The organism is Fibrella musci (genome assembly GCF_041321105.1).
GTDB classification, from domain to species: domain Bacteria; phylum Bacteroidota; class Bacteroidia; order Cytophagales; family Spirosomataceae; genus Fibrella; species Fibrella musci.
The window spans coordinates 99,801-118,881 of sequence record NZ_JBGGWD010000011.1 but is presented as its reverse complement, the minus strand read 5'-3'; the positions used below and the strand labels follow the sequence as shown (position 1 = coordinate 118,881).

The 19,081-nt window shown below is 54.9% G+C and carries 17 protein-coding genes; all 17 read right to left on the bottom strand.

Annotated features, from left to right (window positions below; genetic code table 11):
* Nucleotides 1–4 precede the first annotated feature (4 nt).
* On the bottom strand, nucleotides 5–646 hold the full coding sequence (locus tag ACAW74_RS28065) for a hypothetical protein (RefSeq protein ID WP_370701563.1): 642 nt from the start codon (nucleotides 644–646) through the stop codon (nucleotides 5–7).
* 19 nt (nucleotides 647–665) lie between these two features.
* Complete coding sequence (locus tag ACAW74_RS28060) at nucleotides 666–1,319, bottom strand: DUF1345 domain-containing protein (RefSeq protein WP_370701562.1); 654 nt, start codon at nucleotides 1,317–1,319, stop codon at nucleotides 666–668.
* Between the two features lie 24 nt (nucleotides 1,320–1,343).
* The gene (locus ACAW74_RS28055; RefSeq protein ID WP_370701561.1) at nucleotides 1,344–2,141 is read right to left on the bottom strand and encodes a ZIP family metal transporter; all 798 of its coding nucleotides are present in this window, start codon (nucleotides 2,139–2,141) and stop codon (nucleotides 1,344–1,346) included.
* A 30-nt stretch (nucleotides 2,142–2,171) separates the two neighbouring features.
* Entirely contained in the window at nucleotides 2,172–3,425 is a 1,254-nt protein-coding gene (locus ACAW74_RS28050; RefSeq protein ID WP_370701560.1) for an efflux RND transporter periplasmic adaptor subunit, read from the bottom strand.
* Between the two features lie 24 nt (nucleotides 3,426–3,449).
* Nucleotides 3,450–7,856, bottom strand: coding sequence for a CusA/CzcA family heavy metal efflux RND transporter (locus tag ACAW74_RS28045; RefSeq protein ID WP_370701559.1), 4,407 nt, complete (start codon nucleotides 7,854–7,856; stop codon nucleotides 3,450–3,452).
* A 109-nt stretch (nucleotides 7,857–7,965) separates the two neighbouring features.
* Nucleotides 7,966–8,298 carry a DUF6660 family protein gene (locus tag ACAW74_RS28040; protein WP_370701558.1) on the bottom strand — a complete coding sequence of 111 codons (333 nt, stop codon included), beginning with the start codon at nucleotides 8,296–8,298 and terminating at the stop codon, nucleotides 7,966–7,968.
* An 87-nt stretch (nucleotides 8,299–8,385) separates the two neighbouring features.
* Nucleotides 8,386–8,949 (bottom strand): conjugal transfer protein TraO, encoded by a 564-nt coding sequence (locus tag ACAW74_RS28035; protein ID WP_370701557.1) that lies wholly within the window; start codon nucleotides 8,947–8,949, stop codon nucleotides 8,386–8,388.
* A 3-nt stretch (nucleotides 8,950–8,952) separates the two neighbouring features.
* On the bottom strand, nucleotides 8,953–10,128 hold the full coding sequence (gene traN / locus ACAW74_RS28030; RefSeq protein WP_370701556.1) for a conjugative transposon protein TraN: 1,176 nt from the start codon (nucleotides 10,126–10,128) through the stop codon (nucleotides 8,953–8,955).
* A 21-nt stretch (nucleotides 10,129–10,149) separates the two neighbouring features.
* Nucleotides 10,150–11,673: a conjugative transposon protein TraM gene (gene traM, locus ACAW74_RS28025; RefSeq protein WP_370701555.1), complete on the bottom strand. Its 1,524-nt coding sequence runs from the start codon at nucleotides 11,671–11,673 to the stop codon at nucleotides 10,150–10,152.
* A gap of 2 nt (nucleotides 11,674–11,675) precedes the next feature.
* Nucleotides 11,676–11,912, bottom strand: a complete 237-nt coding sequence (locus tag ACAW74_RS28020; RefSeq protein WP_129606111.1) for a hypothetical protein — start codon at nucleotides 11,910–11,912, stop codon at nucleotides 11,676–11,678.
* A 1-nt stretch (nucleotide 11,913) separates the two neighbouring features.
* On the bottom strand, nucleotides 11,914–12,528 hold the full coding sequence (gene traK / locus ACAW74_RS28015) for a conjugative transposon protein TraK (protein WP_129606109.1): 615 nt from the start codon (nucleotides 12,526–12,528) through the stop codon (nucleotides 11,914–11,916).
* A 294-nt stretch (nucleotides 12,529–12,822) separates the two neighbouring features.
* Nucleotides 12,823–14,106 carry a TraJ family protein gene (locus ACAW74_RS28010; protein WP_370701554.1) on the bottom strand — a complete coding sequence of 428 codons (1,284 nt, stop codon included), beginning with the start codon at nucleotides 14,104–14,106 and terminating at the stop codon, nucleotides 12,823–12,825.
* Nucleotides 14,107–14,151: 45 nt separating this feature from the next.
* Nucleotides 14,152–15,156 carry a hypothetical protein gene (locus ACAW74_RS28005; RefSeq protein WP_370701553.1) on the bottom strand — a complete coding sequence of 335 codons (1,005 nt, stop codon included), beginning with the start codon at nucleotides 15,154–15,156 and terminating at the stop codon, nucleotides 14,152–14,154.
* A gap of 26 nt (nucleotides 15,157–15,182) precedes the next feature.
* Nucleotides 15,183–17,762, bottom strand: a complete 2,580-nt coding sequence (locus ACAW74_RS28000; RefSeq protein WP_370701552.1) for a TraG family conjugative transposon ATPase — start codon at nucleotides 17,760–17,762, stop codon at nucleotides 15,183–15,185.
* The gene (locus tag ACAW74_RS27995; protein ID WP_370701551.1) at nucleotides 17,759–18,097 is read right to left on the bottom strand and encodes a DUF4133 domain-containing protein; all 339 of its coding nucleotides are present in this window, start codon (nucleotides 18,095–18,097) and stop codon (nucleotides 17,759–17,761) included. The genes ACAW74_RS28000 and ACAW74_RS27995 overlap by 4 nt, the downstream gene beginning before the upstream one ends.
* Nucleotides 18,094–18,546, bottom strand: a complete 453-nt coding sequence (locus tag ACAW74_RS27990; protein WP_370701550.1) for a DUF4134 family protein — start codon at nucleotides 18,544–18,546, stop codon at nucleotides 18,094–18,096. The genes ACAW74_RS27995 and ACAW74_RS27990 overlap by 4 nt, the downstream gene beginning before the upstream one ends.
* A complete protein-coding gene (locus tag ACAW74_RS27985) occupies nucleotides 18,543–19,076 on the bottom strand; it encodes a DUF4134 family protein (RefSeq protein ID WP_129606097.1) in 534 nt (177 codons plus the stop codon). The genes ACAW74_RS27990 and ACAW74_RS27985 overlap by 4 nt, the downstream gene beginning before the upstream one ends.
* Between the last annotated feature and the right edge of the window lie 5 nt (nucleotides 19,077–19,081).

Sequence of the window (19,081 nt, the reverse complement as noted above, 5' to 3'; positions counted from 1 at the left end):
TTGGTCAGAATTCGATGAAAAAATTGACTAGTGCCAGCCCGACGAGGGTCAGGCCGGTAATCAGGTTCTCGTTGTGCTCGAACCGGGCCGCGCCAGGCCAGTGCGCGTTGACTTGCTGCAAACCCCGTCGTCCGAGCATGACCATCAGGAGCATTCCCGATAGCGTGATGGTGTTATAGATGAGGGCCACCAGCCACACCGCTGCCCAGCCCTTCGCACCTGCGCTGAGGAAGTAGGTTTCGATCTCCAGACAGGGTGACAGAAACATCGCCAGTACCAGCGACAACAGCAGGGCTGAGAAGGAACGGTGCTTACGGACCGACCCAGCATCAATGTGATCGTGAACATGCCGGTGCCGCAGGTGTTGCATCAAATACCAGATACCTAACGCCAACAGAAGCAGTGGAATAGCCCGCTCCGACAGGTCGTGATAATTCTCGGCCAGTTGCCACCCCGCCAGACTCACCAGTACGCCCAGCAGGGTGGTACTGACGGTATGAGCCAGTCCCGCAATAGCCGTGACGGTGAGCGTCTGCCGCAGACTCCACCCCTCGGTTTGCCCGATGGTTACGAAGGGCAGCCAATGGCTGGGTATTAGGGCGTGCAACAGGCTTAGTGTCAGGCTTCCGATAAAGATCGCATCCATCGTTTAGTTGGGTTGTACGTCATAACAGACCAGACAGCGTATTGATTGTCAACGCGATAATGAGCGTGTTGAAGGCAAAAGACAGAACGCTATGCAACAGGGTCAGCCGCCGAATTGGTTTGGCCGTAATGGCTACGTCCGATACCTGAAACGTCATGCCGATCACAAACGAGTAGTAGGCAAAATCAAGGTAATCGGGTGGTTCATCTCCCGGAAAGTCCAGACCACCAACTCGTTCCGTCTTGTCAGGATCATAGTATAAACGGGCATAGTGCAGCGTAAAGATGCTGTGTGTCAATATCCACGAACTAACCACGGTTATTCCCGACAGGATTACGTGTCGCGTGGCTTCGGAGGACGACAAGCCCTTGACTGTGCCCAATAGAATGATTACGGCCACCAGGCTTACCAAAGCCCCACCAACCGTGAAAAGAAAAATAGCCGGTCGGCTTTCGTCTTCCCGCTGAGCCGTCTCTTTGGCATCAGCCCGCATAATAATCAGCCAGATCAATACCAGCACGGTCATCGCGTAGGCTACCCATCCCAACAACAATCGTGTTTGCCAACCCAACCGACCTGCTGTCATTAGCCACACTGAACCACCAACGGCAAGGGCAATCAGCGACCGGGATAAAGCGGTTAATCTGGGTTTATAAGCTTTCTTGTGGCTCATTAGATGTCGCGTTAGAAACTGGGATTAGGCTACCATGCCCAGAATTAGAAACAAAAGAAATCCAGCGAAAAACGTAGCGGTCATCCACGGTTTTTCGTCCGTTTCGTGGGCCTCAACCAGCAATTCTTCCGTGACTAAAAACAAGAGGGCAGCTAGCCCGAACGACAGCACCACATCTAAGCCCGTTTCAGGCAGGTTGTGAAGTAACGTCGCTCCACCTACCGTGCTGGTGAAGAATAAAAGTGACAAACCCAACAACAGCCAAACGATTCGGGGACGTGGTACGCCGTCCCCGGATAAGGAAGTAGCCGTGGCTAGTCCCAACGAAAGCACCTCGACCGCCAGTGCAAATGCCAACAAAATACCTTCTTTGGCCCCGGCTGCGAAGCCAATACCGAGCAGTAGTCCGTCAATGAGGATATCTATGCCAATTGCCAGCAGAAACGTTAACGGAAACCTACCCGACGCATCCACGCTCGACGTGGATGCGTCTGACAACTTACTTGCCGCTTCTGTAGTAGCCATATCCGCTTCCAGCTTTGTAGAAGCCTCTTCCGGCGATTGGGTCAATCGTCGAATCAGTAGCATAAGACCGATCCCTATGCCAAACCCGACCGCCGTCAGCAGAGGGTCATGCAGCCGCACGACATCGGGCAGGATCTCGACGGCTACCACTGAGAACACGACCCCTGCCGCAAAGTGGAGAATGGCCGAACGTACCTGTACGCCAAAGCGAACGAACAGCGCAACCAACCCTCCGCCGGTCAGGGCAACGGTCGGTAGCAGAGCATAGGTGATGATTTGCTGGAATAAGGGGATCATGTCTAATTCATATTGATTAACTAAAAGCACTTAATGGCCGTGACCTTCCTCTTCGCCACCGGCGGCCTGGAGTTGCGAGAGGACAGCAAATGCGCCTTTCACCACCACCTTTACCTTGCTCAAATCGAGCGTGCCGGGTAGTGTCACCTGCGAATAGCCGCCTTCTGTCACGCCCCGGCGCACCGGAATTTGCTTAAATGTTGTACCGTGCTGCTCCATTTGACTTTCCTTGTGCTGAGTCGCCGAACCGTCGTGGAGTTCGGGTGCCCGTTTGTCGGTGGCAATGAAAATGTAATCCTTGCCTTCTGCCGATACAATGGCCCCTTCGGGCAGGGCCGTTACCCGGCTGTCGCCTAGATCCAAGGTAGCTTTCAAAAAGGTATTAGGAGCCAGACGAGTATCCGGCTGATCAAGCCGGGCCACGACCCGGACCGACCGGTCGGCTTCGATGGTTCGGTTGATGTAAGTGATGCGCCCACTCCGCTCCCGACCACCTTCGTTGTTGAGCCGGAGGCTAACCCGCTGGCCCTCCCGTAGCTGGGGCAAGTCTTTTTCAAATACCGTTAATTCAGCGTAAAGACCCTGACTACTGGTAAGCCGGGCCATGATATCGGCGGGCTGCACGTACTGGCCTACTGTGGCAGGTACGTCGGTCACGATGCCCGATACCGGTGCTACGACGACGTAGGTGGCACTAAATTTACCATCCAACGCGGCTTGGGGCGATAACCCTACCAGCCGCAACCGTTGCGCCAGGCCACCCAGGCGGGAACGTACCTGATTGCGCTCCGAGGCTGTTTGCTGAAACACTTTCAGCGCACTCACGTTTTGCTCACTCAGTTCTTTTTGGCGGGCGTACTCGGCATCCAGGTACGTCAGGCGGCTATGGTTTTCAGCATAGTCCTGCTGAAACTGCACCAGGTCTGGGTTCTCGATGCGAGCCAGCACCTGCCCTTTGCGAACCGGCTGACCGGGTAACAGCGGCAGGCTCCGCACAAAACCTCCTTGCAGGGCCGTAATGGCTACCTGGCTCTGGGCGGGAGCGGCCAATCGGCCATTGACTTGCAGAAGCTGACCCAGGTTGCGGTACTCGATCTGGCCTGTGCTGATAGCCCCGATGCGGATCTGATCATCGGTCAGTTCAACGATGTCTGTTGGGGCTTCTTCGTGGGCTTTTTCAGCCGCCGATTTTGCCTCCGCCGTTGTCTCACTTTCTTTTTGGGCGGTATCCCCGCACCCGGTAAGCAGCCACAACAGGCTGATACTATACAAAATTCGTTTCATGATTGGAACGCCGAAGCGGTTATCTTAGGGTAAGCCCAGCAGTTGTTCTAAGCGAATGACAGTTTGATTGTACGCCCCCAGTACGTCGACGTAACTGGCGCGCGTTTGATAAGCCTGCGTGATGGCCTGCGAATACTGGAGGTAGCCAATTTCACCCGCCCGAAAGGCCACACCGGCTTTGTCGGCCAGCAGCCGGGCGGTTGGCAATCCCGTTTGTTCATAGTACGTGAGCGAACTTTGCAGCTTCCGAATTTCCTGGATGGTGGCCCTTAGCTCACCCTGCAAATTGCGTTGGGTCAGAGCCAGTGTGGCTTCGCTGACCTGCTGCCCCAGCCGGGCGGCTTCCACGCGAGCCTGCTGCGGTTTTCGGAAGATTGGAATAGCTACGCCCGCCGTCAACCCTTGGAATCGCCGACCTCCTCCATAGTACACCTCCTGCTGACCAACCAGGTACGTACCGATGAGCGACTGATTGAAATAACCCACCGAGAAGGAGGGAAGCAGCCGGGCCTGCTCGACATCGGTTTGGCGGGCCGCTATGTCGATCTGCTGCCGCAACAAAGTCAGTTCGGGCGTTTGAGCCAGCGTAGCCGAGTCGGTCAGGGCGGGTAACGTCCGGCGCGTGAGCGTTGAGTCGGATAAACTGACAGGGCCGTCAGTGTTGAGCAACGTTTGTAGCCGACTCAGGGCAATTTGTCGGTCGGCTTCGGTTTGCGCCAGTGCATTACGAATCTCGCCCAACTGGTTGGTCGCCGTGGCAACTTCCACCGCCGTGCCTTCACCGGTACGTTGCCGCAGCTCCGTAGCCGACCGAAATGCTACCAGCAGGCTGTCCTGCGCCCACAGCAACCGCCGTCGTTCGGCCAGGTACAACAAATCGAAGTAGGCCGCTTTCACCTGCGCTCGTAAGCCGTTCTGCGTGAGCCGCGCCTGTGCTTCCGCGCCCGTGACGTTCGCATCGGCGAGTCGGCCTAGTTGGCGCACCAGTTTTGGATTCGGCAGGGTTTGAGTAACGGTAAAGTTGTTGTCGAAGTTGATGCTGTTGTACTGCCCACCGGTCCATCCGAAACTGGTAGCCCCGATTTCGCGGGCCGCCCGGCGACCGGTTTGCTGCTGCGCAACGCCCAGCGTACTGATGCGACTTGTACCGTTGTTGGCGATAGCCTGTTGTAAAGCCGCGTCGAGCGTTAGAGGGCTTGTAGCTAATTGGGGTATCTGCGCTTTCGCCGTATTTATTCCCACCACAATCAGCGTTTCGATCAACAGTAAACTAACTAGTTTACTCGCCATAGCGGGTGTCCTGCCAACGTTGCGTTTCCCGAAACCAGTTTGCTCCCACCAGTACAGACACGGCAATACCAGCAAGGTTAGGAGCGTAGCTGATACCAACCCGCCGATCACGACAGTTGCTAAAGGACGTTGCACCTCCGCACCGGCGGTGGTTGCCAAAGCCATCGGCAAAAAGCCGAGTGAGGCCACCAGGGCGGTCATCATCACGGGGCGTAGCCGGGTGGCCGTGCCCTGCAAAATTCGGTCACGCAGGTCCAACTCCGACTCAGCCTTGAGGTGGTTAAACTCACCAATCAGTACGATGCCGTTCAACACCGCCACCCCAAAGAGGGCGATAAAGCCTACCCCCGCCGAGATACTAAACGGCATATCGCGGAGCCAGAGCGCGATCACGCCCCCGATAGCCGACAGCGGAATGGCGGAGAAGATGAGCAGGCTTTGCCGCACCGAACCGAACGTAAAGAAGAGCAGGAGGAAAATCAGCCCCAACGCCACCGGCACGGCGATACTGAGCCGGTCTTTAGCTTCCTGAAGATTCTGAAACTGCCCCCCGTAAGTGACGTAATACCCGACTGGCAGCTTAATCTGAGCATCCAGTTTGCGTTGCAGTTCGTTGACGACGCTTTCCACGTCGCGGCCCCTCACATTGAAGGCCACGATGATGCGCCGTTTGGCATCTTCGCGTTGAATCTGGTTGACGCTATTCTGAAACGAGACATCCGCAAGTTGCCCCAACGGGACAGCTTGACCGTCTACCGTCGTTACCAACAGATTCTGTACGTCTTCGAGCCGTTGACGGCTCTGCTGCTGTAGGCGCACCACCAAATCATACCGCCGTTCGCCCTCATACACTAACCCCGCCGACGAACCGGCAAACGCGGCCTGTAGGTAGCGGTTGGCATCCTCAACCGACAAACCAAAACGCGACAGCGCATCGCGGTCGTAATTCACCACGATCTGAGGGAGTCCCGATACCTGCTCCACGTAGAGGTCTTCGGCACCCGGTACCGTACCTGCCACCCGGCCAATGCGGGCCGCGTAATCGGCTAAGACATTGAGGTCTTCGCCATAGAGCTTAATGGCAATGTCCTGCTTCACGCCGGATATCAACTCGCTGAAGCGCATCTGGATCGGTTGCAGAAAACCAAAACTCACGCCCGGAATCTGGTTCAACTTCTCCTGCATCTTCTCCGCCAGTTCCTCCCGGCTGCTCGCTGAGGTCCACTCGCTCCGGTCTTTGAGAATAACCATTACGTCGGCGGCCTCAATGGGCATCGGATCTGTAGGAATCTCGCTGGCCCCAATCTTACTCACGACTTCAATCACCTCCGGGAAGTTGTCTTTCAACACCTTACCGGCTTGCAGTGAAGCATCTGCCGACTGCGAGAGTGACGCGCCCGTCATCACGCGGGTTTCGACGGCAAAATCTCCCTCGTCCAACTGCGGGATGAACTCTCCGCCTAATCGACTGAAGATGAACAGTGCGACGGCAAACAGGCCAACGGATAAACCAACCACCAGCCCTCTATGGCTCAGTGTCCAACGGATGGCCGGGTCATACAATCGGTGGAAAAAGCCCATAATGCGGTCGGAGATGGTACGCGTTCCCTCCTTGACCGGTTTCTTACTCAGTAGCAGGGCCGAGGCCATCGGTACGTAGGTGAGCGAGAGAATGAACGCCCCCAGAATGGCAAACGCGACCGTTTGGGCCATCGGTCGAAACATCTTGCCTTCCACACCTACTAAGGCCAGAATGGGCAGGTACACGATCAAAATGATAATCTCGCCAAAAGCTGCCGAGGAACGGATGCGGCTGGCCGATTCGTACACCTCCTCGTCCATCTGAGTTTGCGAAAGGTTATGCCGGAAGTTCTTCAGGGCGATGTGGTGCAGGGTTGCTTCCACGATGATGACGGCTCCATCGACGATCAACCCGAAGTCGATGGCCCCCAGGCTCATCAGGTTGCCCGACACGCCGAACAGATTCATCAGCGATACGGCAAAGAGCATGGCCAGTGGAATCACCGAGGCCACCACCAAGCCCGCCCGCCAGTTACCCAGCAGCAGTACCAACACAAAAATCACGATCAATGCCCCCTCGATGAGGTTCTTTTGCACCGTGCCAATGGCGCGGTTAACAAGTTTTGTGCGGTCGAGGAAAGCGTGAATTTCCACGCCTTCGGGCAACGACTTCTTGATTTGCTCGATGCGCTGCTTGACGTTTCCGATTACCTGAGATGAATTGGCCCCTTTGAGCATCATCACAATAGCCCCAACCACTTCGCCCTCGCCATTGCGGGTCATCGCTCCATAGCGAACCGCCGACCCCAGCCCTACCTGGGCGACATCGCGCACCAATACCGGTATGCCGTTGGGATTCCGACGCACCATGATTTTACCGATGTCCGCCACGGTATTAATCAGCCCTTCCGAGCGAATAAAATAGGCATTGGGCCGACGGTCGATGTAGGCTCCGCCGGTATTCCGGTTGTTTTTTTGGAGTGCCGTGAACAGATCGTCCATCGTTACCCCGGAGGCCCGTAGCCGTTGAGGATCGACGGCTACTTCATACTGTTTGAGAAAACCGCCGAAGCTGCTCACATCGGCCACGCCCTTGGTGCCCAGCAGTTGCCGCCGAACGATCCAATCCTGAATCGAGCGCAGTTCCATCGCCGGGTAGCGTTTTTCGTAACCGGGTTTAGCCCGCAGAACGTACTGGTAAATTTCGCCCAGGCCCGTCGTGACCGGGGCCAGTTCGGGATTGCCCGCGTCAGCAGGAATCTGAGAGCGCGCTTGTTGAAGTCGCTCGAAAACCTGCTGACGGGCTAGATAGATGTCAACGTTATCCTGAAGGACGATGGTGACGACCGACAGGCCGAAACGGGATATGGAACGTACCTCGACTAAGTCAGGCAGGGTGGCCATCGTTTGTTCGATGGGAAAACTAATAAGCCGTTCCACGTCGGGGGCCGACAGGGCCGGGCTTTGGGTGATGACCTGCACCTGATTGTTGGTGATGTCGGGCAGGGCATCGATGGGCAGCCGACTCAGCGAGTAGCCGCCCCAGATCACCAGGGCCAGCGTAAAGAGGCCAATGATGAGCTTGTTCTGAATAGAAAAATGGATGATGCGATCCAGCATGATCGGGTCTGAACAAATGGACAATATGAAAATGCCGGACGTGTATAGACAGCCGTGCTACCGCCCGAAAGGACGTAGCACAAGCAGCCAACGCGTACGGCGAGGGTGTTCAGACCCGAAGTTGAGGGGGTTGCCAGATGGCAGAAAGCGGAGACGCCCACTGAACGGGGACATACTGAAAAATGGCTGTTGCTATCGGTACAAGCTCAACCGTTGGCATTACACTGTAACTAAAGTGCGGAGTAATATTGATCGTAGCCGCGCAACAGGCACAAGTGCAGAAGGGTGTGCAGGCATCATGGTGGTCATGCACGGGGGCTGGCACCGGAACTGATGCTGCGATCAAGACAGCCCCCCGCTCTTGCCGATTTGTCGGCAGGGCTTCATCTGCACAAGGCCATACAGAAAGGCCAAGTACGTAGAGGGCTATTATGATCGTCATCCACTTCACAAACACAAAGGTACGGCAAATCTTTATGCAACAGGTAGTCAAAAACAGGTTATGTGTACTGGTGAATAGACCAGCTTGTCATTGGTGAAACCGCCACCCAATCGAAAGCAGCGTATGAAACGGCTGAAGGGTTGATTTGGGCAGCCAGCGTTGCCGAACACTGAATAGGATTGGCGACCACTCCAACTCTAAGCCAACGTCGCCCCCCAACAGGAATCGGGACGTACCTGCACTTGATTGAAGGGTGTCAGAGAGGGTCTTCTGCGGGTTGCAGACTGTTTCGTAGAAAACGGTCGGCTGTACCACTCCCCGGACAAATCGGGTACGGGTTGTATTTCGCCACAGGTTAAACTCATAACCCCAACCAACGCCGAACTGACGCAGCGTTAGGTTACCTCCCGAATCAGCAAGAGCGTGTTGTTTGTGTACGTAGCTTACGGTCATTTTCCAAGCGTTGTACTGTCGGTTGTACCGACCCGTACTGATTAGGGCGTTGATGCCCAGTTGGTTTTTGATCAGGCGGAAATCATCCGTCAAACCCGCTTGTATCTCGATAAACTGTTGCCCTTTCAAATGAACCTGGGCGAGGGCGGGTAATAGCGATGAAAAACTCAGTGATAGAAAAAACAAAATACGTCGCATGACTCACAGGGGTTTGGCTAACAGTACTACGTCCGCTTCAATCTGATAACGCAGGTGCCGCCCGCCGTTCTTCTCATACAGCTCCACGTCAATGATTTTATCCTCAGTTATTGTCGTTACCGGCAGTGCGTATACGACGGTACGTTCCGCTTTGGCGCGAAGCAGCGTCAACGACTCAGGATAATGCGTGTGAGGTTTTAGCTCGACCTCCTGCGCGGCCATACGCTTGAGTACATCCTTGTCGCGGACGTAAAACTTAACGAAATCGACCTCGTAGTCAATCTGACTGTCGTTGCGAATGGTGAACTGCATATACATCACCTTGTCAGCTACATAGATGCCCGTCAGTAGGTTGCTGATTCGCATGGTCGAGGCACCAATGTTGCGAATGAATGCCTTACGATCCGCGATACGCTGACACTGGTAGAGCAAGTCGCTCACCGGTGGAGTTCCGTTAGTCGCTGTTGCCGAAGCGGTCAGGGTAATGGTGGTGGCCCGGTTGATGCCCAGCGTCCGGCTGGTATATTCGTCCGCCGATAGGTTGTTGGCCATGTTGATGTTCAGCACCTCCGGCTCGTCCTGGTAACGAACCAGAAACGAGTAAAAACCACCATCTTCTGTCATCACCGTCATGTTTGTTTCGCGGCCTGAATCAGCCCGGCAAAAAGCGGTTGCCTTCGGATTGGCTTTGATGCGTAGTACGTTCCTTACTGTTTCGGGGATCTGAGCTAATACGTAATCCGTACCAGCATCAAACTCCTGAATTCGGGCCGGAAAGATGATGTGCGTTGTCTTTCGATCCGAAATGCCCAACGGATACGACCCTCTGACCGCAGCCCGATCAATGGGGAGTATGTACGGTTTAGTACGGATGGACCCCACCAGTGCCGGGTTCGCTACGTTGACGGGTAGATTGGCTGGATTAAGCGTTTTCTCATCGCGTTGTTTTGACGGTGTCTGAACCACCATTGGCGTAGTCACTGCCGAAGGGATGCTGGGAACGGACGAGGAAATTCCCTTCACGGCCAACGGCTGAATAGCCGCATACAGGGACGTTTTAGTACGTACCGGTTTATCCAATGATGAGAACGCCCGCGTCGCCTTCGTGGCTTTCATGGACTGAGCGTGGGCCGTCCACGCGCTAAAGGCAAGAAAATAGAGTAGGATAAAGCGTGTCATGTAAGTTGGAAGAAAAACTTGTTATTCAGTTGCCATTGAATTGGCCCCTTCGGAGCGGAGGAAAACCCGGTAATTGGGCTTGACGGTCACTTTAACCGCATTTAGCTTGGTCTGTAGCAGCGAGCGAATTCCCTGGAAGGCTGTGTTCGTGACCTGCATAGCCATCTGACCACCCACCTGCTGCCCGAAGGATCCTTGTGGTACGAAATAATACGGTGACGATACTGCCTGACCCGCCGAACGGGCCGCGCCCTGCGCGAGTTGGTTCTTTTGAGACAGGTTAGGCACCGACAACCCGGCTCGACCGTCTAAATCGAAGACATTGAAGCTAATCGGATAAATCTCCGACCCTATTCGTAGACTCGTAACGGTGATGTTGAGCCGGTCCTGCCCAATGGAACACGTACCCGTTAAGAGCGTGTGAGCGGGCAGCGTTACCCACTTGCCAGCCACCCGCAGGGGCGTTTCGTTGAGGAGCCGGATCTTGACAGAACTGCCCTGTTGTACTGTTATGGCCTCACCGTCACCGTGGATGACTGCCGGAATGGATTGACCGGAGCCAGCTTTAGGAACGGGATCTATACGGGTTTGGCTACTCAGTCCGTAAAAGCCAACGTTACTTAAATTTATTGCCTTTCGCGCTGGTAAGTCAGCTTCGTCGCTTAGGGAGTTGGCAACAGAAGCATCACGTTCGCCTGTTTTTGCCCCATTTTCGGCTTCAATTTCCCGTTTGAAGTAGGCTCGGTAGGAGGGGGGAAACTCGCCGTTATGCAGTTGCTTCAACTGCTGGTACTCATTCATGTTGAGCGACGTACCTGTTGCGGCTCCCTGACCGCCTGCTGACGTACCTGCAAACCGCTGATTAGCTGTTTCCATTTGCTTCAGCAGCGCATCGGCAGTCTGCCGGTCGAGGTCGCGTTCGCGCCGGGTAACCCGTTCTTCGGCTAGCTGTTCTTTGCCTTTGGGTGAGCGGTGCATAGTTCGGTAAATAGCTTCTCGCTCGGCTTGCTGATGACCAAATTGTCGATTCAATTGCCGCTGTCGCAGTGTTTTGCGCTCGGTGGCCGTTTGATACGGTGTAGTCATTGGGCCGTTTTGTCGGCTCATTACCTGCAAGTCCGACTCACTCAGCGACTCATTTGATCCGCGCAAGGCCGAAGGGTCTTTCCCCGTGAGCAGTTGGGTGCCTGCTGCGGCCTGCCGGTCCATCGCCCCCGATGTAGTAGGACTGAGCGAGGCTCCGTCAAAGCCGTACTTGTCGTACTTTTCGCGATGGTCAAGGCTGTGCGGACGGGCTTCGGGCGGAGCCAGCGACGAGGCTCCGGCATCATTGGGAATACTCGGTTCAGTGGTCGAATAGGATTGGATGAACCCACCCATAAAACCGAAAATGGCAACCCCCAGGAGAAACACAAAACCACCCAGCAACAGGAATAGCTGTTTACGGCCCAACTTGCTTTTTTGCAGGGTTTCGTTGCCCGGTGCAGGTGTTTGGTCCGACGATGTATCAAATAAAGGGTCTTGTTCGGGTTGATTATGCACCATGATTAGGTCAGTAAGGCAATGAAATAGAGTAGAAAAAACAGGCCAATCAGTCCTAAAAGGATATTTCGTAACTGAAAGCTGATCCGGTGCTGCGCCTGATTGAGCCAGTTAGCCAATTGTTGTTCACGAGCCGTTAGCCAACTGCCGAGGAACGTACCCAGCCGGAACGCTGGGTGCTGTTCGTTTGTCAGCTTATCGGTATCGGTAACCGTCGAGATACGGGAGCGAAAGCGAAGCATCTTATTTGCTGTATTCCTGCGTAACGCGGGATGAGAGAATATGAAAATCCCGCATCAACAGTCCATTGGGCGAGTTGTCCGAACGATTCACGTCGACCAGGGTGGTTTCCGTGACTAGGTTGCGGTGGACGATGGCCGTTGCCCGTTCCTGTACCAGCCGGGCGTAGGTGACTGCTTGGTAGGGGTAGTGCCGCAGGTCGGCCACGACTGAGTCGATCTGCACCCGTTGCGTGACGTTACCCTGCACCATGTCGCGGTAGAAATTTTGCTCCGACAGGTTGTTGTACAGCCTCTTGGCCGATTCGTCGCAGAGAAACATCGCCCGCCGAATGTTTTCGTCGATGGATTTTGGGTCGGGCGACACGGTGAAGAATAACTCGTGAAAACGACCGACGTGATGCCGCAGTTCTGCCGGGCGGTTGTCCGTTACATTGCCGCACGTTACCTGAATGGCTTCGCCCCGGTTTACGAGGTAAATACGCTTGCTGAACTCATTGCTGTATTTGAAAGCCAATACCACCGCCGTAAGCGAGATAATCAGGCTGAAGCCAAACGCTGCCACCAGCAGCCAGCGGCCCCGCTGAAAGTCTTTTTCCAGTTGCAAAAGCTGTTTCATCGGGTACGTTGGTAAGGGTTACTCACTACTGATTTGACTAACAGCGGATTACTTCGCTGGTCATAGATAGAAATAGCCGCTCCTTTGTCATGAAAGACGAAGGTGTTTCGCGTAGCCTGCCGATACCGACCAAAGCTCCAGACAATGCAGGTCAGTACGGTCAACGCACAAAAGGTCATACCGCTGACGGTTAGCCACACAAGTTGTTTATGGCTGTTTAACAAGTGGTTATGATGATAATTAATCGAGTTCATGACGTGAAAAGCAATAGATCAGAGTCGTAAAGGCAATAGATTAGAGTTGATTTTTCTTATTGGGAAAAGTCTTTCGGTACGCCCCGCGCGTAGCTCCTTCGGCAGCAGCGACGGCCCCCGCTCCGCTACCAATGACAGCCCCGACAATCCCCCCGGCTACCCCCTTTACGCCCCGGCTTAGGACGTTGCCACCCGACGAGGCCCCGGCCCGTGCACCCCGTGCCGCCCCGCCTGCCACATGAGCAGCCATCGTGAAGGGTGCTTTCGCCACCCCACCGGCTACATTGCCGCCTAATCGGGCTACGTTGGTGATACCTCCGCCAACCCGTGCCGCCACCGAATGCCCAGCGGCTTTGAGTGGTTTGGTAACTGGTGATGCTAACGTACCTGCCCCCGACCGGGCCATGCGCGTGGCTCCCTGTACCATTGCCCCCACACCCCCAACTGTTACGAGCATATTGGTCATCGATGGCACCTGGCAATAGCCAATCAGGCACATGACCAGAATACCGATAAAGGCCAATCCCATGTATTCGGGTGTATGGGCTTCGGCCCCGCCTGCGTTGCCCAGCACAATCGTCTTGGGGTCGTAGTAGCTGAGGTATTTGAGCGTGACCTTGAAGGCGATGGACGAGTACACAGCCGCGACCGCAGGCAGTAGCGTGTAGTTGATGTACTTGCCAAACCACTCGGCAATGTTGCCCGTCATGCCGGGGAACACGGCCAACGCAATGGCAATCGGCGCACCCATCCGCAGTACCAGGCGGTACGTGAACGAGATCAGAAACAGGATGCACTCGGCCAGTTGCATTAGAGCCAACAGAACGTCCTGCGTGTAGGAGAGCAGTTCGTATTTGAACTTCTCAGAGTATTCAGCAAAGCTGAGTTTCAGGCTGGAGCCGAACGCATCAGGGTCAAAGTTGGGGTCAACCTGCCGGAACAATTCGGGGTGCTCACCAATCTCCTGCCACTTGGCATCGACTGTTTGTTGGAGCAGGTTGGTCTGTTCGGCAATCTTCTCGTACAACGTACCGTTCTGCCGCTCGACCGCCGTGCGGATGCTTTCCCCCAGCTTGTCGATGCCGTTGCAAATGCGGGGTGATAGGCCGATCAGCACCATCAGCATGAATGGACGCAGGTACGGGAAAAAGTTAATCGTGCCGTTCTGCATCACGTCGGGAATCAGCCGGGAGAAGATGTACACCAATGCCCCAATGCCGGCAACGGCCCGAATCTTCGACTCGATCAGGGCGGTGATATCCATCGTGGAGGCCGTCATGTCGGCGTAGAGGCCCAGCAAGGTTTTGTAAGCGTCGAAAAGCATAAGATGTAAGCGGATTGGTACGTTTTACGGTTCTGTGTCAGACGTTTAGCCTCCACTACTGCTCATCTTCTCCTGGCATTCACGCTGAATAGCTGACCGCTTTTCGGTGGCAATCTGTCGGCCCCGGATGCGGACCAAGATGCCAAACTCTTCGTCCGAAATAATATGGCCGTCGTAGGGGTCCACGTACCCGTTGGGCTTGCCCTTTTTCTCCGGGTCGAAGTAAGGCGGGTAGATGAACTTCATCTCGGCGTATGCCTGTTGCTCCCCCTGCAAATCGGCAATCTGTAGCCGGTCCTGGCATTCCTGCATCAGGGCGGTTTTCCGGTCGATTTCGGCCTGCTTTTCCCGTTGTTGCCGGGCAATGGTTTCTTCGTCGAGGGCCGACTTCGTGCGGTCGGTGTAATCATCGTCGTAGCCTTTTTCGCCCAGCATGAACTGCACCTCCTGGTAGCTACCGGTTTTGTTCAGCGTTGGCTCGGCAATGGCGTATAGGCGACTGGTCATCATCCAGTCTTTTTGCGAACGTACCCGGCGCAACGACATAGCCCGCACTTTGTAGTAATAGTTGTTGACCAGCCCCTGAAACTTCTTCGCACTCTCGTAGGCCCGGAAAATCCACTCGATCCGGCCCTGATCATTTATCTCGAAGAGGTTCTGCGACGTACCCTGTCGCATATCTTTCAGGATGTCGTTGGCGTGGGTTCCCATCGCGCTCAGATCGTCGGCGATGAGCGAATATTCTGCCGGGTAGATGTGGCCGTCTTTGCTGATGACCGTCGAGATACTTTGCAGCGTGCGCGTGGTCTGCTGCACGGTCTGAATCAACTGCTGCCCCCGGTGGTAGCTCTGTACGGCTCCTTTCACCTTTTTGAGCTTTTCGACGGCATCGACCATCGTTTTAAACGACGGTTTCTGAATCAACTGCATCAGGTTCGATACCGCCGTGTGGATCGGGTCTGAGACCACGAATTGAGCTTGTAGGGTGGGCGTGACCAACAACAGGCACAGCAATAGCCCGACCACCCGGAGTAAACGTATGGTTTTCATAAACGAAATGGATTGTCTGATTGGCGTTACGTTTGGCTGCTGCCATTCAATGCTTTTGGCGGCTGACCGTTTGGATGAAGCAGCGGTACGCCTGCCGAGTTGACTGGTAGGTAGCCCCCGGCTCGTTCGCCCCGTGCCCAGCCTTTCACCGCCGACTCTAATTCATTGCCGTAATGTGCTTTAGCGAGGTCGTTAATGGCTTCTACTTCCTGCCGTTCGGTTGTGAACGTGCCGTAGGCCGTGCGGCTCACCTCCACACCGTAGACCTTGCAATAATCGCCCAGCAGCAATGCGAGGTCATTGTACGGTGGTCGATTGGGGTCTTTGCCTTTGTTAATGCTCAGGATGATGTTGGCCTGCTTTTCCGACAACGACAACGTCTGCATTACTTCGGTAAATCGCTTTTCGTAGTTGTGCTGATCGAGCAGAAACTTGATCGGCGAGTTGTTGATGATCGCGTCTTTCACAATCGCGTTACCCACCAGATCGTCCACCTCCTGCGTTACTACGCCCAATGATCCCCAGTGTTTTCGCACCGTTTTGGAACACCATTTCAGAAACTGAGCAAAGTTCTCTTTCGCCAGTGCCTTCCAGGCTTCCTCGATAATGAGCATTTTCAACACGCCCTTCACGCTGAACAACTTCCGCACGTACGTATTCATAATCATGATCGTCGTGATCGGAAACAGCACCGGGTGGTCCTTGATGTTATCCAATTCGTAGATCACGAACGGCAACTCCATCAAATCGATGTTCCGGCGCGAATTGAGCAGATACCCGTACTGATTGTCGGCATGAAAGGGGCGTAGCACGTACAGGAAGTTATTCAGGTTGAATTCCTTCTCCGACCCCATGTTCCGCTCGAAAATAGCGGGGTACGTATCGCGGGTGAACTCATAGAAGCTGTCGAAACAGGGGAATAACTCGTCTCCGGCCTGACGCGCCCGGCGTATGGCCCCGTAGTACTCGTGCACGATGTTGGCCACCGTTACCTCTTCGGCTTTGGTGGTTGGCTCCCCGTCTTTTTTCCAAAGGGCCATTAGCAGGTTTGCCAGGGCATCTTTGGTTTCTTCGTCAGGGTCGAGGTCGGCACTGTAGAACGGGTTGAACTCAATCGGATTGTCCGGCTCGTAAGTAATGTAGCGGCCTCCCATCAGCGAGCACAATCGTTTGTAGGAACCCCCCACGTCGACTAAGCTCACGTGTATACCGTGGCTGAGCAGGTAATAGACCATGTTGTTCATGGTGAATGACTTACCCGACCCCGACGGGCCCACAACCATGAAATTCCGGTTAGCGATAATGCCGCGCTGCATCGGCTCGAAGAACGGGTCCACCATGCAGGGCCGACCAAAGCGGTCGGTCAGGAGCAGACCGTTTTTACAGAAAAAATCGTCGCGGTAATTGGTCTCCGTGTTCCAAAGGGCGGTGGCTTCTTCTAGAAAACAGGTGGCCAGGTTATCGGCCCCAATCTCGGCGATGTTACCCGGTATGCACGACCAGAACAACGTTTCGGCATCGTGGCTGGCCAGCTTCGGCTTGAAGCCCAGCTTGGAAATAGCCGCTGCTGCTTGCGACCGGTACGTATCGGCCACGTCGGGGTCACGGTGAAAAACCAGTACGTTGTAATGCGCCCGCACCACCCGCCGGTTCCGGTCTTTGACTTCTTCCATGAACGCGTCCTTCGAGCGGATGCTGACTTCGTTTTCCTTCGACCAGGCCGCGAACGAGTGATGCCGTTTCACTTCCCGCACCAACTGATTCGTCAGTGCATCGCCGTCGTCGATCAACAACACCTGATTATAAATGTGGTTGAAGGGTAGCAACATCCCCAAGGCGGACCCTGTCGAAATGGGGAAGTGACTGCTGTCGGTGGAGAACTGCTCCAACCGGGCCGAGTTATAGACCTCGTTGGGAAAATCACCCAGTTCCGAAATGGCATAGGTATAGGTCTGCTGACCGGCCACTTTCAGACCATCGGTTAACTCCACGTCATGCAGCGTCGGATCATCGAGCGAAAGCGAGAAGTACCGTTGATACAGCCCCGTTTGTTCGCCATTGTCGAGTAACTCGTCTGGCCCCAATCGCTGAAGTTTGATCTTCCCCGAATCTTGGTAAATGGCCGCAAACTGATTAACCACATCGACAAACTCCGCCCAGGTACGTGTGTCCAGTACCTCTTTCGGCACCAGATGCCGTTTCAGTAACGACGACTGACTGCTCGTTCGCTTAAGTGGGGGCGATGCCGGGCGCGTTACGTACAGATAGCACCGGTGCCGCAGGTAGGGGCGGTCAGCAAAATGCCGCTCGTTTTCCCACGCTACATAATTTGAGGTTCTCAGAAATTCACTACCGAACGGGGGTGTATATACGTCTTCGATAAAGAAGTCTTGTTTATGCACCATGTAGCCCGTCGGCAACACCTTAGTCGCCCGGATCAGGATGTCATGCAACGTATCGTACTCCCCGTCGGACACCGCAAAAATCTCAGGGGCCTGCACCTCGAATGCAGCCGTGATATCAGCGTTTTTAGAGACGACACAATGCGTGGTCTCATCAATGCAGAGAATTGGAAACAGATCAGCCAGCGTTTTAGACTTTTTCATCGGACTTTTCGGGTTGTAGTTGTCCGAACGGGTAACAGCCGATTAAACGACTGGTACTGACACACGAACGAGGGTTTTAGCTGACGTACCTGTTGCTTAACGGACCCCCAGCGTCCGTAACGGTCGTTGCGGGTGTAGCACCAGGCCAACGTACCACCAGCACCAATGATTAGTAGCAGGATAGCCAGTAGGATGGGCGCGCCCAGTACGTACCCCAGCAACGTAGCGAAGACCGACGCAATCAGCCCACCGGCTGCGTAGTAGAAGTATTGGCCCCGGAGGCCCCGAAATTCGATTTCGTTGTCGGCTCCCCGGTGGATGGGAAAGGATTTCATAGCATAGCGGAAATGATTGTACTCATCAAAAACAGGAAGGCCAGCGAGCCAAACCACTTGAACAGAAAGTCGTAGAGATCGTCGTCGCCCCGGCGGAACTTCTGAAACACCCGAATTAACCCGACGATAGCCACCACGATACCCAGCAGCAGAGCCGCCCGGCTACTCTCGACCGCCATTGACTGGGTATAGGTTTGGGCGAGGTAGTCACTGCCCCCGAACGAAGAGGAAAAGGCCCCACTCAGAATGAAGCGATCAACCAGAAACACCATGCCCCCGCAGAACGCAATGCCCGTGAGCCATAGCACAACTGGCCCTTCTACCTCTTCACCCCGGTTCCACTGCTGATAGATGCGGAAACCAGCCACGATAGCCCCGAACGCACACAGCCACAACCCAATTGATTTGACCTGCCCGTAAGCCTGAAATTCGTCGTAGAGCAGAATCATCGGGTCAGTCGGGTGTGTTGACGCAGAGAGTCAGATGCTGTGCGGTAGTAGTTCCGAATTGAATCGACGCGGGCATCCATGCCGGGTCGATACGGCGTAGCGGCCACATCGCCGGGCGACGAGTCAGCGATTTCGGATTCATCTTCACTGCCCCGGTAGATGAGCCTGTCTGATCCAAACCGGGCCGCTGTTACGGCAGGCATTCGGTAGCTCACCCAGCCTTGCAGGAACGAGGCAATGATCGCCAAACCGATGACGGCTGAGGCTAATCGCCAGGTTTCCACGGCAAATTCACCCGTTCCGGCCTGTACGCGGGCATAGATACGTAGCCCGCCGATTAAAGCACTGAGGCCGCACACTGCCCAGACAAACTTTAAAAAGGTCGGCAACCGACTCAAGATCGGATTCGTAAACTGACCATCAATGCCGACTGAAGCAGCGGGGTTGCCACTCAGGTCAACGTTCTGCGCGGTTGCTGTTAGCGCGACTAACAGGCAGCCCATAATGAGCAAAGTTTTCACCGGGAACATCAGTG

Excerpts from the sequence above, each read along its gene's own strand:
- ACAW74_RS28060 (WP_370701562.1), bottom strand. The coding sequence starts at position 1,319 with ATGAGCCACAAGAAAGCTTATAAACCCAGATTAACCGCTTTATCCCGG.
- ACAW74_RS28020 (WP_129606111.1), bottom strand. The coding sequence starts at position 11,912 with ATGCTTCGCTTTCGCTCCCGTATCTCGACGGTTACCGATACCGATAAG.
- ACAW74_RS28010 (WP_370701554.1), bottom strand. The coding sequence starts at position 14,106 with ATGCTTTTCGACGCTTACAAAACCTTGCTGGGCCTCTACGCCGACATG.
- ACAW74_RS27985 (WP_129606097.1), bottom strand. The coding sequence starts at position 19,076 with ATGTTCCCGGTGAAAACTTTGCTCATTATGGGCTGCCTGTTAGTCGCG.
- ACAW74_RS28055 (WP_370701561.1), bottom strand. The coding sequence starts at position 2,141 with ATGATCCCCTTATTCCAGCAAATCATCACCTATGCTCTGCTACCGACC.
- ACAW74_RS28005 (WP_370701553.1), bottom strand. The coding sequence starts at position 15,156 with ATGAAAACCATACGTTTACTCCGGGTGGTCGGGCTATTGCTGTGCCTG.
- ACAW74_RS28040 (WP_370701558.1), bottom strand. The coding sequence starts at position 8,298 with ATGACGATCATAATAGCCCTCTACGTACTTGGCCTTTCTGTATGGCCT.
- ACAW74_RS28050 (WP_370701560.1), bottom strand. The coding sequence starts at position 3,425 with ATGAAACGAATTTTGTATAGTATCAGCCTGTTGTGGCTGCTTACCGGG.
- ACAW74_RS28000 (WP_370701552.1), bottom strand. The coding sequence starts at position 17,762 with ATGAAAAAGTCTAAAACGCTGGCTGATCTGTTTCCAATTCTCTGCATT.
- ACAW74_RS28035 (WP_370701557.1), bottom strand. The coding sequence starts at position 8,949 with ATGCGACGTATTTTGTTTTTTCTATCACTGAGTTTTTCATCGCTATTA.
- ACAW74_RS27995 (WP_370701551.1), bottom strand. The coding sequence starts at position 18,097 with ATGAAATCCTTTCCCATCCACCGGGGAGCCGACAACGAAATCGAATTT.
- traK (WP_129606109.1), bottom strand. The coding sequence starts at position 12,528 with ATGAAACAGCTTTTGCAACTGGAAAAAGACTTTCAGCGGGGCCGCTGG.
- traN (WP_370701556.1), bottom strand. The coding sequence starts at position 10,128 with ATGACACGCTTTATCCTACTCTATTTTCTTGCCTTTAGCGCGTGGACG.
- ACAW74_RS27990 (WP_370701550.1), bottom strand. The coding sequence starts at position 18,546 with ATGATTCTGCTCTACGACGAATTTCAGGCTTACGGGCAGGTCAAATCA.
- ACAW74_RS28065 (WP_370701563.1), bottom strand. The coding sequence starts at position 646 with ATGGATGCGATCTTTATCGGAAGCCTGACACTAAGCCTGTTGCACGCC.
- ACAW74_RS28045 (WP_370701559.1), bottom strand. The coding sequence starts at position 7,856 with ATGCTGGATCGCATCATCCATTTTTCTATTCAGAACAAGCTCATCATT.
- traM (WP_370701555.1), bottom strand. The coding sequence starts at position 11,673 with ATGGTGCATAATCAACCCGAACAAGACCCTTTATTTGATACATCGTCG.